The organism is Pseudomonas sp. TKO26 (assembly GCF_003225665.1).
Taxonomy (GTDB): Bacteria; Pseudomonadota; Gammaproteobacteria; order Pseudomonadales; family Pseudomonadaceae; genus Aquipseudomonas; species Aquipseudomonas saponiphila.
In genome coordinates this window covers 147,585-160,746 of record NZ_QKLN01000005.1, presented here as the reverse complement: position 1 = coordinate 160,746, position 13,162 = coordinate 147,585, and the positions used below count along the sequence as shown (strand labels likewise).

Genomic DNA, 13,162 nt, shown 5'->3' with positions numbered 1-13,162 from the left:
AGTCGAGATCACTGTCGCTAGCGGTTGAACCGCTCGACCAGGGCACGCAGCCCGGAAGAGATGTTTTCCAGCTCGGTGCCGCGGACCACCCCGGCGCTGGCGTTACTGGCGGTGCGCTGTACCGTGGCGGCGACACGGTTGATCTGTTCGGACACCGACTCGGCCACATGGGATTGCTCCTGGGAGGCCGCGGCCATTTGCTGGCTCATGTCGGTGATGCGCTCCACCGCGGCGCCGATGCCATGCAGGGCCTGTTGCGCCTGCAATACCTGCTGCACCCCCTGCTCCGCCTCTTCGATACCGAGGTTGGCGATCTGCACCGCCTCATCGGCACCGGCCCGCAGGCTCTGGATGATGCCCTGGATCTGCTGGGTCGATTGCCGGGTCTTGCCCGCCAGGGCCCGCACTTCATCGGCAACCACGGCGAACCCGCGCCCCTGCTCGCCGGCTCGGGCGGCTTCGATGGCAGCGTTCAGGGCCAGCAGGTTGGTCTGGTCGGCAATCGCCTGGATCATGCTCGCCGCCACCATGATGTCCTGGGTCTGCCCGGCCAGGTCGCCCACCGCCTGGTTGATCTGGGTGACCGTGCGGGCCAGCAACTGGATGGCGTCACGGGAAGAGCCCGCCACCTGGCTGCCCTCCCGAGCCAGGAGATTGGCGGTGTGAGCCTCGCTGGCGGTGTGCTGCACGTGCTCGGCAACCTCGGTAATCGAGGCGGCCATCTGGGTCATGGCGGCGGCCGTCATGTCGGTCTCGGCCCTTTGCTCCAGCAGTGCCGTCTCGGTGTGGCTGGACAGTTGGCTGGAGTCGGCGGCAGCCGTGGCCATCTGCCGGGCCAGATCGCTGAGGCGCGTCAGGGCAGTTTTCAGCCGCGCCTCCTCGCTGATCAGGATCATCTGCAATTGCCCCGCCGGCCCCAGCGCTTCGCTGTAGGCCAGGGCACAGATCGGATCGGCGAAGGTATTCGGGGTGCTGCTGAGGATGTGCTTGAGCTGCTGTCGCAAACGGCGCTGGGCGGACAGTCCGACGGCAATGAAACCGGCGACGGTCAGGCCCTGGGCCGCCAAAGTCGGCAACCAGCTGAACGCCCCCAGGCACGCCACGGCCAGGGCCGCCGGCAACAGCAATGGCCGGGCTCCAGCCTCCAGTCGACGCCAAGCGCTGACCGGTGACTTGTTGGCGCGCATGCGGGCATACAAGGCTTCGGCACGATTGACCTGCTCCCGGGTCGGCTTGACCCGGACCGACTCGTAGCCCACCAGTCGCCCGTCCTCTAGAATCGGCGTGACATAGGCGCTGACCCAATAAAAATTGCCGTTCTTGCAGCGGTTTTTCACCACCCCCATCCAGCTCTGACCGGCCTTCAGATACCTCCACATCGACTCGAACACCGCCGCAGGCATGTCCGGGTGGCGCACCAGGTTGTGGCTGCTGCCAATCAGTTCGGCCTGGCTGAAACCGCTCATTGCAGCGAACTCGGCATTGCAATAGGTGATATGGCTGCTGGTATCGGTGGCGGATATGAGCCGCTGCTGGTCGGGAAAGGTCTGCTCAACAGAGTTGACCGGCAAATTGAGACGCACTTTAGAACTCCATAGACAGCCTGCGATCAACCATACCGGGAGGCCGGCAGCAGGCTGATTCGCGATGTACTTTCCTGGCGGTACGACTCAATCGGAAGGTTCGCCCTGATTGCAGCCGTACAGCGGTTTGCGCGGCAGATGACCGTCGATTCGACGAGGATCAACTAGGATCAGATAAGGCGTCAGGTGGGGACGGCGGACGGAGCGTTGGCGGGATTTACGAGACGTTCGAGCCTCTGCCAAGCCCTCGGTTTAGGTGAACAAGGGAAATGCAATGATTTCTTGTTTCATAAACCTGCCTGCTGAAACTAGATCACCAAATACCTGTCCGAAGCGCCGATTCTACGAAATGCATCACATTTTGCAAAGCAAGGTGATGAACCATGGTGTTGTCTAATGCCAATATTTATCGTTAAGTTCTTGATTCTAAATGGGAATTGAGCGATGCAAATTTCAAGTTTGGGTGCAGCCATCAAGCGTTATCGAAAGGTAGCGGGGCTTACTCAGGCTGAACTAGGTGAAAAAACCGGTTTTGACCCAAAAACCATCAGCCGCTTCGAAACCGGCACCTACACCCCCAGCGTTGAAGCTCTATTTCTGCTAGCCGAAGTACTGGGAGTGAAGCTGAAAGCCTTCTTCGCCGATCTGGGCGATGAAGAGGAACAGCGGGCTTATTTGTTCGGTGTCATTCACAAAGCCACCCCTAAGGATCTGGGAAAGCTGATAGCAGCGGTAGACCAGGCCTTGTCCAAGCCTTGAGCCCCGCAACAAATCAATCGAAAGAGGCCTGTCTATCGAGTCCGACAAACAGGCTTCTTCGTCCATTAACGACTCCTGACAGGATCTGACAGACCCGGCACATAAGCTTGTGCCCCACAGCACACAGCCCCTTGGAGTCGTCATGACCAGCAACACCTACTTCCTGCTTTATGTAGACAGCCCGGCTATCAGCGCGCAGTTCTACAGCCGCCTGCTGGACAAGCAACCGGTAGAATCCTCCCCCACCTTCGCACTGTTCATCCTCGATTCGGGGATCAAACTCGGCCTGTGGTCACGCCACACGGTCGAGCCCAGCGCCCAGGCAACCGGCGGTGGCGGTGAACTGGGCTGGGCCCTGGACAGCCGCGAAGCCGTGGACGACCTGCACCGTCACTGGCAGAGCCTGGGCTTGACCATCGCCCAGCCACCCACCCAGATGGATTTCGGCTACACCCTGCTCGCTCTCGATCCGGACGGACACCGCCTGCGCGTGCTCTATCTCAGCGTCGACTGAGCTACCTCCGGCACCACTCCACAGAGAGAGAGGCGCTGCCACCAGCGCCCTCTTCGCTCCTGCATTGAAATAAATAGAAACGTCTCATTGAGCCCCCGGACACTCATCGCTATCCTCCCCGCCGACTTGTCACAATTTGTAAGGGAATACGATGAAGTACCTGCGTCTATTACTGGCGATGGCAATCCTCTGTGCCACGCCACTCTTTGCCTGCGCCGCCACACCGAGCCAAGGCAAGGACAGCGAACCCCAGACCGCCGAACAGTTTCTCGCCTCGCTCTCGCCACGCCATGGCCAGGTCAAGCTGCCCGGGGATATCGCCAGCCTCGACCTGAGCCAGGAGTTTTACTACCTCAACCCCAAGGACACCGAGAAGCTGCTCACCGAAGGCTGGGGCAACCCTCCCGGCTTCACCACCCTGGGCATGATCGTGCCCAGCGCCGTCAGCCCGCTGTCCGCCGAAGGCTGGGGCGTGATCATCAGCTACAAGAATGATGGGCACATCTCCGACGACGACGCGGCGAAGATCGACTATCAGGACCTGCTCAAGCAAATGCAGGAAGCCGACGAGCAAGACAACAAGCAGCGCAAGGAACAGGGCTATGGCGCCATCCACCTGCTGGGCTGGGCCGAGCAGCCCAGCTACGACGCCCAGACCCACAAAATGTACTGGGCCCGCGAACTCAAGGCCGAAGGCGCCGAGAGCAACACCCTGAACTACAGCATCCGCGTGCTGGGTCGCGAAGGCGTGCTGGAGCTCAACGCGGTCGCCTCCATGGACGACCTGGCCACCATCAAGCGCGAGATCCCCAAGGTGCTGGCCTTCACCAACTTCACCGACGGCAACCGCTACGCCGACTACAACCCAAGCACCGACAAGCTGGCTTCCTACGGGCTGGCCGCGCTGGTAGCCGGCGGCCTGGCCAGCAAGGCCGGGTTGTTTGCCAAGCTGGGGGTACTGCTGCTGGCCGGCAAGAAGTTCATTGTCATCGGCGTCCTCGCCCTGGCCGCATTTGTCGGCCGGCTGTTTAAGAAAAAAGGCTGATTCCCAAGCGCAACGCCCCTGCGTGACGGGGCGTTGCACCTCACGAATCACCCAGCTTCACCCGCCCACCCCGCTTCAGCCCAGGCAGGATCCCCGGTCGCCCGAGACGCCATTGCCGCCAGCGCCCCTCCAACTGCATCGCCATCACGCTACCCAGCACCACCGTCGCCCCCAGCAGCACGGCAGATTGCACCACCTCACCCAACACAGTTGCCGCCAGCAGCATCGCCACTGGCGGTATCAGGTACATGGCCATCGACGCCCGACTGACCTCCACCCGCGCCAACACATAGGCCCAGGCCAGATACGCCAGCGCACTGGGGAACAGCCCCAACAGCAGCACCGCCAGATTCACCCGCCACGGCGCCTGGACGACCTCCCGCGCCAATCCCGGTGCATACACCGACAACAGCAAGGTGCCGCCCCAGACCATGTAGCAAACGGTGGTCAGCACCCCGTAACGTCCGGACAGGCGCCGCTGCAAGACGAAGTACAGCCCCCAGGAAAAAGCCGCCAGCAACACCAGCAACCCGCGAGGCTCGATCGTTCCCACCCCCTTGTCGGCCACAACCACCAGCACCGCACCAAACAACCCCAGTACCACGCACCCCCAGCGCCAGGCACTGACCGCCTCCCTGAGCCAGAAGAAGGCGATCAGCGTGCCAAATAGCGGCGCCGTCTGTGCCAGCACGCTGGAAGCACCGGCACTCAAGCCCTGCTGACCATAATTGAGACTGACGTGATGCAGGGCGATGGCAAAGAACCCCAGTACCAGCAGCCCGGGCAAATCGCGCCAACGCGGCAGGGATATTTTCAGCACCACAGCCATCGCGGCCATCAACAGCGAGGCAACCAGGAAACGCAACAACGCCAGATGCCCGGGACTGTAGCCCTCAAGGCCAATGTGAATGCCCACCGGCGAATAGGCCCAGCACAGAATCACCGCAGCGGTAGCCAGCAACAGCTTGAATCCTAGTGAATGTTTCACGGCACAGGCGCCCAGACAGAGAGAGGAAACCCAGTCTCTCGCCCTCCACAACTCACCACAACTAACCGATACTGAGGCCATTCATCACTGAAAATGAGCAATGGAGCCGAGCAATGGAGCTGAGCCAACTGAAAATGGTGAACGCCGTGGCCCGCACCGGCAGCATCGCCCGCGCCGCCGAACAACTGCATTGCGTGCCCTCCAACATCACCAACCGCCTCAAGCAGCTGGAGTGCGAACTCGGCACCCCGCTGTTCACCCGGGTCGGGCGCGGCCTGAAGATCAGCGCTGCTGGAGAAATATTCCTCGGCTACAGCGAACGCATTCTGGCGCTGGTCGATGAGGCCAAGCGTGCGCTGGACGACCAGGCGGAACCCAGCGGCCTGCTGCGCCTGGGCGCCATCGAGTCCTGCGCGGGCGGGCGCCTGCCACCGCTGCTGGCGCAATATCATCGACGCTACCCCAAAGTGAGCGTGGAACTGGTGACCGGCACCTGGTCGCAGCTCTTTACGCAGCTGCAACAGCAGCGCATCGACGGCGCCTTGGTGGCCGTCGACACCTTGCCACCCAGGCTCAAGCAAACGGTGCTCTACCGCGAGCCCCTGGTGCTGATCTCCAGCGCCGGCAGCGCTCCGATCCACAGCGCCAGCGATCTGCAGGGGCAGCACCTGTTCATGTGGCCGCAGGGCTGCCCCTATCGCCGCGCCCTGGAAAACTGGCTGGCCAGGCACGGCCTGAACCTGCCGATTACCGGGTACGCCAGTTGGGGCACGATCATCGGCTGTGTCAGTGTCGGGGCCGGCGTGTCGCTGATTCCGGAAGGCGTGCTGGAACGCTATGTACAGTCGGCGACCCTGAACATCCAACGTTTCAGTGACCTGCTCCCCGTGGACAACCGCTTCGTCTGGCATCAGGACGTACAGCGACACAATGCGCGGGATGCGTTTGCCCGACTGCTGCAGGAGCATCTGGGGGCATGACGGCCGCCTCGTCCAGCCAGCGAGCGTTTCGGCACAATTCACGAGCGCCACGGCACAGTACCCGGCTCCGTCCGCCCATAGACTGGCCTCTCATCCCCTCCCGCCGGACGAGCCCACCATGAACAACCGATTTCTTCTTGGCGCACTTTCCCTAGGCCTGAGCCTTGGCGCCCACGCCGCCGAGTTCAGCGTCAGCAGTGACGACATCCGCGATGGCCAGCCTTTGAGTCAGCGGGAAGTCTTCCGCGGCTTCGGCTGCGAAGGCGACAACACCTCTCCTCAACTGTCCTGGAAAAATGCCCCGCCGGGCACCCGCAGCTTCGCCGTCACCGTCTACGATCCGGACGCCCCCACCGGCAGCGGCTGGTGGCACTGGACCCTGTTCAACCTCCCCAGCACCACCCAGGGCCTGCCCAGGGGCGCCGGCAGCCCCAGTGGCGAACAGCTGCCACCGGGAGCCGCGCAGGGACGCACCGATTACGGCCAACCCGGCTTTGGCGGTGCTTGCCCGCCCACGGGCGACAAACCTCATCGCTACCAGTTCACCGTCTGGGCACTGAAGGTGGATAAACTGCCCCTCGACGCCCAGGCCAGCGGAGCGATGGTGGGCTACATGCTCAACGCCAACGCCCTGGCCAAGACCACACTGACCGCTACCTACGGACGCTGACGATGAACGCACCGGCTGGCCTGCAGCACCACCAAAGCCGTATCGACGCCTGCGTCATCCGTGCCAGGCAGGCCCACGCCTTGCAACGAGTACCGATTTTCGTCAGCGCCCTGTGCCGGGTGCGTCAGGGCGAAAAACGCATGGCCTGGGACGATCGCGAAATGCGCGTGGGCGGCCAGCACCTGATCCTGCTGCCGGCCGGGCGCGAAGTGGGCATCAGCAACGCTCCAGGGGCGCAAGGCCACTACATCGCCGATGTCGTGACCTTCCCCGCCCCGGCCTTGCGCGCGTTCAGCCTGCGCTATCAGCCGCAGATCGTCGCCCGCCCCGGACGCAGCGGCGCAGACCTGTGCATCCCCCTGGAGCGACACACGGCCCTGGCCTGGGACCACCTCCTGCAATGCATCGCCAGCGATGCGCCGGATGCCCTGCGCAACCACTACGGCGAGGCGGTGCTGCTGGCCCTGGCCCTTGGCGGCTGGGCCGGCCCTTTGTTGCTGGACCGTCACGACCCGCTGTGCGAACGGGTGCAGCAGATCCTCATGAGCAATCCGGCGCGGGACTGGACCGTCGCCTGCGTCGCCGAGCGCCTGAACCTCGGGGCTTCGACATTGCGCCGCCAGCTGGCGAACGAGAACGACAGCTTCAGCAACATCCTTGAAAACGTCAGGCTGGGCATGGCCCTGCACTGGCTGCAAACCACACCACGCCCGATCGGCGAAATCGCCGCCGCCAGCGGCTACGCCTCGGCCTCACGCTTTGCCGTGCGCTTTCGCAAGCACTACGGGCTCTCGCCCCGAGAGTTGCGCGCCGCGATCTAGCCCTGGCGCGCCATCACGGCATCGATGAAGGGAGCCTTCTGCGCCAGATACTCACCAATCCCCCCGCGATTCTCGGCTTCAAGCGCCAGCTTCAGATCCTGGTATTGCTGGCGCAGATCGCTGTCTTGCCGCATCAGATCGCGAAAAACCAGCATGCGCCCGATCTGCTCATGACCACAGATGCAGACATGCACTTTATGGGTGCGCACGCCCTCGACATCCCGGCGGTAAAAGTGATGCCCAGGGGACAGATTGCTACCCCGGACATAGCCCAGGGTCGCCATGAAGGCATTGCGCGCCGCCTCATCCCGGTGCTCCATGACCACCAGCAAAAGATCGATTTCCGGCTTGGCCGCCAACCCCGGAACAGCGGTGCTGCCCACATGATGAACATCCATCAGCTCGGCGCCGAAACCCTGGACGATGCGCGCTCGCTCGGCACCGAAGGCCGCAGGCCAGCGATTCTCGTATGCACAGATTTTACTGGTCAGCGCCATCGGCACTCCGTCCCTGGTGAAAAAGCGCGAGAGCTTACCCGCAATAGGCATTGGCGTACCACAGCTACGCAGCCGAACTATTCATGAGGAACGCGAGACGCAAGACGATTCGGCCGCTTTAGACCGGCTTTGCGAGACAACAACAGATAGAAGGAGGGGGAAATCGACACGGCTGCCTCACTCCTTGTACCACCAGCGGGTAAAGGGTGAAAAACCGTTAAAAATCAATCGCTTGAAAGATTGGAGGCAACCCCACCAGCCACACCCCGGCACACAATGTTCCCGCTGTGGCTGCTGCCTTCCGGCTCTGACCAGGTTCACGGGTAATCGTTGCGGGGGGACCGATGGGGTCACCATAACGACACTCGCCTGTCGGCGAGCCGCGCCATTGTACCTATCTGAGTCGAACTTACAACCGCTCGTTGCAGATTAAAAAATCCGATGAGCTTCAAGCACTTGGATGTGCTCCGGGGTGCAAGCCCGACCCAGCCGCCCGCTACCGCTGAAGCCAGCATGTTCCGCAGGATCAGGTAAATCAGCTCATTGCCTTCGCGAGCAAGCTCGCTCCTACAGCGTGGAGGGATCATCCGTCCAGGGACAGCACTTCTTCGGCGCGACCACCTTGCTGCTGGATCACCAGATGGATGAAGTGCAATTTGCCGATCACCGCCGATGGCAGGATGAAGGGATAGAAATCCGCCTGCCCCATGCTGCGGGACAGTTCGTTGAGCATGCCCGCCAGTTCGATCCAGGCATTGACGAAGGCCAGGAACGCCGGACCGCTGGGATGCTGCGGGTCATAAAGACTGCTCAGGGGAAACGGCTGGTAATCGAGATCGACGTCTCGGGCACTCATGCCAAAACCCAGGGCCGTATCCACCGCGTCCATCATGTGCAGGTAATGAGCCCAGGTTTCCGCCCAGTCTTCCCAGGGATGCATGGTGGCGTAGGCGCTGATGTGGCTTTGTTGCCAATCGCTCGGTGGGCCTTGCTGATAGTGACGTTCCAGGGCTTGGGCATAACTGCCGCGCTCGTCGCCGAACAGGCGGCGAAACGGCTGTAGCCAGGGGCTGTCGGCAATCAGCCGATCCCAATAGTAGTGCCCCACTTCATGACGAAAGTGCCCAAGCAGGGTGCGATAGGGCTCGCGCATCTGCGTGCGCACCTGCTCGCGATGGGCATCGTCGGCCTCCTTGATATCCAGGGTGATCAGGCCACCGGCGTGCCCGGTCATGGGCGCCCTGCCCTCAAGATCGACACCGATAAAATCGAAGGCCAGACCCCGCTCTTCATCGTCACTCTTGGGAATCAGTTGCAGCCCCAGGGCAAGCAGCTGCGCCACCAAGCGGCGCTTGGCAACTTCCACCTTGCGCCAGCGCTCGGGGTTCTCAGGGACGGACAAGTCGGGAATGGTGCGGTTCAGGCGACAAGCTATACACAGACTGCCGGTCAGGTGCGCGGGCAGCAGCCAGTTACAGGCCGCCGCCGTATCCAGATTGGCGCAGCGCTTGAAAGCGCCGGCCTCGGGACTGGCATCGAGCACCCAGGTTTGCCCGACAGGCCCCGGCCGCAGGGAAGACAAGAGGCCCAATTGCGGCGCATAACCGAGCACGGCCGCGCAGGCCAGGCATTGGCTGTTGCGAAAGAACAGCGACTGCCCGCAGCGACAGGCCCAGAGCTTGCCACTGCGTGAACGATCACCGACAAAGGGCGCGGCGATGCGGGAACTGAGCTGATCGAAGAAACGGTACATGGCGCATCCTCCGTGGGGCCTGCCAGGACTAGATCATCCTGACTGCCCTATCGTTCCCTCGGCCTGGCAGGCGCCAACCGACCGATTTGCCATTGCGGGCAAGTCGGCGGCCACGGATCAGGCCGGAATGGGAACGCCGTGCTCGCTGAGAAAGGCCACAAAGGCAGCCTCGTCCAGAACCTTGAGCCCCAGCTCATTGGCCTTGGCCAGCTTGGAGCCGGCGCCGGGTCCTGCTACCACGCAGTGGGTTTTCGCCGAAACCGATCCCGCCACCTTGGCCCCCAGGCTTTCCAGCTTTTCCTTGGCCACATCGCGGCTCATCAGTTCAAGCGAGCCGGTCAGCACCCAGGTCTTGCCAGCCAAGGGCAGGCCTTCGACCACCTTCTTCTCACTCAGCCAGTGCATGCCAAACGCCGTGAGCTGGTCTTCGATGGCCCGGGCCAACTGGGCATTGGCCGGGTTGTCGAAGAACTCGCGCACTGCCTTGGCCTGTTTCTCCGGCAGGGCCTGGCGCATGTCCAGCCAGTCCGCATCGATCACGCCTTGCAGGGAGCCGAACTTGTCCGCCAGCTTCTGCGCCGCCCCTGGGCCCACCGAGGGGATATTGAGCTTGTCGAGCATGCCGCCCAGGGTGGTACTGGCGGCGAACTCGGCCCCGAGTTCACCCTGATCCTGTAGTTGCAGGCCGCATTGGTCCGCGGCCAGCAAGGCACCGATCACCTGGCGGTTATGGCTGTCCTGGAAAAAGCTGTGGATCTCGTGAGCCACCTCCAGCCCCACATCCGGCAGGTAGGTCAGAACCTGCGGCAAGGCCTGCTGGACACGCTCCAGAGTGCCCAGGGAGCGCGCCAGGACCTTGGCCGTTTCCTCGCCGACATCGGGAATGCCCAGGGCATAGATGAAGCGTGCCAGGGCCGGACGCTTGCTGTCCTCGATGGCCTTGAGCAGCTTGTTGCTGGAGACTTCGGCGAAGCCTTCCAGGTCGATGATCTGTTCGTACTTGAGCTGGTAGAGATCCGCGGGCGAAGCAATGAGCTGTTCGTCCACCAGTTGCTCGATGGTCTTGTCCCCCAGGCCTTCGATGTCCATGGCGCGACGGGAGACAAAGTGAATGATCGCCTGCTTGAGCTGGGCACCGCAGGCCAGGCGACCGACACAGCGATACACCGCGCCCTCGCTGACGGTTTCCCGCCCCTTGCTGCGCTTGACCAATTGGGTGCGCTCGACATGTGAACCGCAGACCGGGCAGCTTTCGGGAATCTGCACTGGCCGGGCGTCCTGCGGACGGCGCTCGACGACCACCTGCACCACTTGCGGAATCACATCGCCAGCACGACGGATGATCACCGTGTCGCCGATCATCAGCCCCAGCCGCGCCACTTCATCCATGTTGTGCAAGGTGGCGTTGGACACTGTAACGCCCGCCACTTTCACCGGTTTCAGACGGGCTACCGGGGTGACCGCGCCGGTGCGGCCGACCTGGAATTCCACATCCAGCAGCTCAGTCAGTTCTTCCATGGCCGGAAACTTGTGGGCGATGGCCCAACGCGGCTCACGGGCACGGAAGCCCAGCTCACGCTGGGAAGCGATGCTGTTGACCTTGAACACCACACCGTCGATTTCATAGGCCAGTGCGTTCCGGCGTTCGCCGATTTCGCGGTAGTAATCCAGGCACTCGTCGATGCCCTTGGCCAGACGCAACTCGCGACTGATGGGCAGCCCCCACTGCTTGAGCTGCTGCAGATTGCCGATGTGAGTGTCGGCGATGTCGGCGCTGACCTGGCCCAGACCGTAGCAGCAGAATTCCAAGGGCCGGCTGGCGGTGATCTTCGAGTCCAGCTGACGCAGGCTGCCCGCCGCAGCATTGCGCGGGTTGGCGAAGATCTTGCCGCCCGAAGCCAGTTGCGCCTCGTTCAATCGCTCGAAGCCGGCCTTGGACATGAAGACTTCACCCCGCACTTCCAGGGTCGCCGGCCAACCGCTGCCTTGCAGCTTGAGCGGAATGTTGCGCACGGTACGCACGTTGACACTGATGTCTTCGCCCGTGGTGCCGTCGCCACGAGTGGCGCCGCGGACCAGCACGCCGTCCTGGTACAGCAGGCTCACCGCCAGGCCATCGAGCTTGGGCTCGCAGCTGTACTCCACCGCGGCGCCAGCACCGAACAGATCTCCCGCCGGCAGGTCCAGCCCCTCGACGACCCGACGATCGAACTCGCGCATGTCGACTTCTTCGAAGGCGTTGCCCAGGCTGAGCATGGGGATCTCGTGGCGTACCTGGGTGAAGGCCGAGAGCGCCGCACTGCCGACCCGCTGGGTTGGAGAATCGCTGGTGACCAGCTCGGGATGCTCGGCTTCCAGGGCCTTGAGCTCGTGGTACAGGCGATCGTACTCGGCGTCCGGAATGCTCGGCTCGTCCAGTACGTGGTAGCGGTAGTTGTGTTGGTCCAGCTCGGCGCGCAGCTCAAGAATGCGGGTTTCAGCGGCGGTCATGGGGTTCTCTCATAAAGCAAAAGAGCAGCCTAGGCTGCTCGATCTGAAATTGGGGGGCGCGGGTTTCGCTGGCAAGCCAGCTCCTGCGGAGCCGGCTGTGGAAGCTTAGCGCTTTTGGGTCAGGGCGCGACGTTCGAACTCGACGATGCGCTGACGGTAGTGCTCGATGGTCTGGGCAGTCAGAACGCTGCGCTGGTCATCCTTGAGCTCGCCATTGAGTTCCTGAGACAGCTTGCGCGCCGCGGCCACCATCACATCGAACGCCTGTTTCGGGTGACGCGGACCTGGCAGGCCGAGGAAGAAGCTCACTGCCGGGGTGCTGAAGTGGTCGATATCGTCCAGGTCGAACACCCCCGGCTTGACCGCGTTGGCCATCGAGAACAGCACTTCGCCGTTGCCGGCCATGCTTTCGTGACGATGGAAAATATCCATCTCGCCAAAGCGCAGGCCGCTTTCGAGGATGTTCTGCAGCAACGCCGGCCCCTTGAAACCGGCGGCATCGCGGCAGATCACGCTGATCACCAGCACCTCTTCGGCTTGCGGCTGTTCTTTGTCGCTGTGACCGGCCGCCTTGTTGCCTTCGTCTGCCGGGAAATCATCGTCGCGGCTGCTGAAGCTTGGGCCGTTGTCCAGGTCCAGATCCAGATTGAGGTCGCCCTGGTGAGGCTCGCCGCCACGCTTGCCGCGCTTGGAAGACGAACTCTCCCGAGGCTCGCGGGCCGGCATGCTCACCGACGGCAGGTCATGCTCATCCAGTTGCGGCTCTTTATGAGTATCCAGCACCCGGGGCGGCCCCAGGAGTTCGGCACTGCCTTCGTCATCCGGCAGGTTGGACAGACTTCGATCAAGACGGAACTTCAACTTCCCCTTGCCGCCGCGCATACGCCGCCAGCCATCAAAAAGAATACCGGCGATAACAATAATGCCGATGACGATCAGCCACTCGCGCAGACCGATTTCCATGTAATCCCGTGCCTCTATGAAAAATGCTGAAAAATAAGGGGCTTACAATCTGCAAACCGCTTTAAAACGTGGCGCCAACTCTATGTTCTGAATGGCGTT

The 13,162-nt window shown here is 62.6% G+C and carries 12 protein-coding genes, 1 other RNA gene and 1 pseudogene; 6 read left to right on the top strand and 8 right to left on the bottom strand.

Annotated elements, in window-relative coordinates; translation table 11 throughout:
- Positions 1 to 17: 17 nt before the first annotated feature.
- Positions 18 to 1,103 carry a methyl-accepting chemotaxis protein gene (locus tag DNK59_RS09640; RefSeq protein WP_371920273.1) on the bottom strand — a complete coding sequence of 362 codons (1,086 nt, stop codon included), beginning with the start codon at positions 1,101 to 1,103 and terminating at the stop codon, positions 18 to 20.
- A gap of 198 nt (positions 1,104 to 1,301) precedes the next feature.
- Positions 1,302 to 1,583 (bottom strand): annotated as a pseudogene (locus tag DNK59_RS32475) (PAS domain-containing protein); the annotation flags it as partial.
- 444 nt (positions 1,584 to 2,027) lie between these two features.
- Here DNK59_RS32475 and DNK59_RS09635 point away from each other — a divergent pair.
- The 3 genes from DNK59_RS09635 to DNK59_RS09625 all read left to right on the top strand — a co-directional run bounded on the left by DNK59_RS09635 (position 2,028) and on the right by DNK59_RS09625 (position 3,901).
- Complete coding sequence (locus DNK59_RS09635) at positions 2,028 to 2,342, top strand: helix-turn-helix domain-containing protein (RefSeq protein ID WP_011060220.1); 315 nt, start codon at positions 2,028 to 2,030, stop codon at positions 2,340 to 2,342.
- Positions 2,343 to 2,484: 142 nt separating this feature from the next.
- Entirely contained in the window at positions 2,485 to 2,856 is a 372-nt protein-coding gene (locus DNK59_RS09630) for a VOC family protein (protein ID WP_060842959.1), read from the top strand.
- 151 nt (positions 2,857 to 3,007) lie between these two features.
- Positions 3,008 to 3,901: a DUF2167 domain-containing protein gene (locus DNK59_RS09625; protein WP_092316640.1), complete on the top strand. Its 894-nt coding sequence runs from the start codon at positions 3,008 to 3,010 to the stop codon at positions 3,899 to 3,901.
- Between the two features lie 40 nt (positions 3,902 to 3,941).
- Here the strand turns inward: DNK59_RS09625 and DNK59_RS09620 are convergent, their stop codons facing one another.
- The gene (locus DNK59_RS09620; protein WP_256596323.1) at positions 3,942 to 4,889 is read right to left on the bottom strand and encodes a DMT family transporter; all 948 of its coding nucleotides are present in this window, start codon (positions 4,887 to 4,889) and stop codon (positions 3,942 to 3,944) included.
- Between the two features lie 113 nt (positions 4,890 to 5,002).
- Here DNK59_RS09620 and DNK59_RS09615 point away from each other — a divergent pair, with 113 nt between their 5' ends.
- From DNK59_RS09615 to DNK59_RS09605, 3 genes are all read left to right on the top strand, one after another.
- Entirely contained in the window at positions 5,003 to 5,869 is an 867-nt protein-coding gene (locus tag DNK59_RS09615; protein WP_110723054.1) for a LysR family transcriptional regulator, read from the top strand.
- Between the two features lie 118 nt (positions 5,870 to 5,987).
- Positions 5,988 to 6,539, top strand: coding sequence for a kinase inhibitor (locus DNK59_RS09610; protein ID WP_092316646.1), 552 nt, complete (start codon positions 5,988 to 5,990; stop codon positions 6,537 to 6,539).
- Positions 6,540 to 6,541: 2 nt separating this feature from the next.
- Entirely contained in the window at positions 6,542 to 7,360 is an 819-nt protein-coding gene (locus tag DNK59_RS09605) for a helix-turn-helix transcriptional regulator (protein ID WP_110723053.1), read from the top strand.
- Here the strand turns inward: DNK59_RS09605 and DNK59_RS09600 are convergent.
- The 5 genes from DNK59_RS09600 to zipA form a co-directional block, all read right to left on the bottom strand.
- Entirely contained in the window at positions 7,357 to 7,857 is a 501-nt protein-coding gene (locus DNK59_RS09600) for a GrpB family protein (protein ID WP_110723052.1), read from the bottom strand. The genes DNK59_RS09605 and DNK59_RS09600 overlap by 4 nt on opposite strands.
- 250 nt (positions 7,858 to 8,107) lie before the next feature.
- An RNA gene (gene ffs / locus DNK59_RS09595) (signal recognition particle sRNA small type) lies at positions 8,108 to 8,204 on the bottom strand.
- Positions 8,205 to 8,440: 236 nt separating this feature from the next.
- Complete coding sequence (locus DNK59_RS09590; protein WP_110723051.1) at positions 8,441 to 9,610, bottom strand: putative zinc-binding metallopeptidase; 1,170 nt, start codon at positions 9,608 to 9,610, stop codon at positions 8,441 to 8,443.
- 117 nt (positions 9,611 to 9,727) lie between these two features.
- Positions 9,728 to 12,100: an NAD-dependent DNA ligase LigA gene (gene ligA, locus DNK59_RS09585; RefSeq protein WP_110723050.1), complete on the bottom strand. Its 2,373-nt coding sequence runs from the start codon at positions 12,098 to 12,100 to the stop codon at positions 9,728 to 9,730.
- Between the two features lie 105 nt (positions 12,101 to 12,205).
- Positions 12,206 to 13,063, bottom strand: coding sequence for a cell division protein ZipA (gene zipA / locus DNK59_RS09580; RefSeq protein ID WP_110723049.1), 858 nt, complete (start codon positions 13,061 to 13,063; stop codon positions 12,206 to 12,208).
- Positions 13,064 to 13,162 lie beyond the last annotated feature (99 nt).

Bases quoted from the DNA above. Each gene is read 5' to 3' on its own strand.
- DNK59_RS09625 (WP_092316640.1), top strand. From the start codon at position 3,008: ATGAAGTACCTGCGTCTATTACTGGCGATGGCAATCCTCTGTGCCACG.
- zipA (WP_110723049.1), bottom strand. From the start codon at position 13,063: ATGGAAATCGGTCTGCGCGAGTGGCTGATCGTCATCGGCATTATTGTT.
- DNK59_RS09590 (WP_110723051.1), bottom strand. From the start codon at position 9,610: ATGTACCGTTTCTTCGATCAGCTCAGTTCCCGCATCGCCGCGCCCTTT.
- DNK59_RS09615 (WP_110723054.1), top strand. From the start codon at position 5,003: ATGGAGCTGAGCCAACTGAAAATGGTGAACGCCGTGGCCCGCACCGGC.
- DNK59_RS09610 (WP_092316646.1), top strand. From the start codon at position 5,988: ATGAACAACCGATTTCTTCTTGGCGCACTTTCCCTAGGCCTGAGCCTT.
- ligA (WP_110723050.1), bottom strand. From the start codon at position 12,100: ATGACCGCCGCTGAAACCCGCATTCTTGAGCTGCGCGCCGAGCTGGAC.
- DNK59_RS09630 (WP_060842959.1), top strand. From the start codon at position 2,485: ATGACCAGCAACACCTACTTCCTGCTTTATGTAGACAGCCCGGCTATC.
- DNK59_RS09635 (WP_011060220.1), top strand. From the start codon at position 2,028: ATGCAAATTTCAAGTTTGGGTGCAGCCATCAAGCGTTATCGAAAGGTA.
- DNK59_RS09605 (WP_110723053.1), top strand. From the start codon at position 6,542: ATGAACGCACCGGCTGGCCTGCAGCACCACCAAAGCCGTATCGACGCC.
- DNK59_RS09600 (WP_110723052.1), bottom strand. From the start codon at position 7,857: ATGGCGCTGACCAGTAAAATCTGTGCATACGAGAATCGCTGGCCTGCG.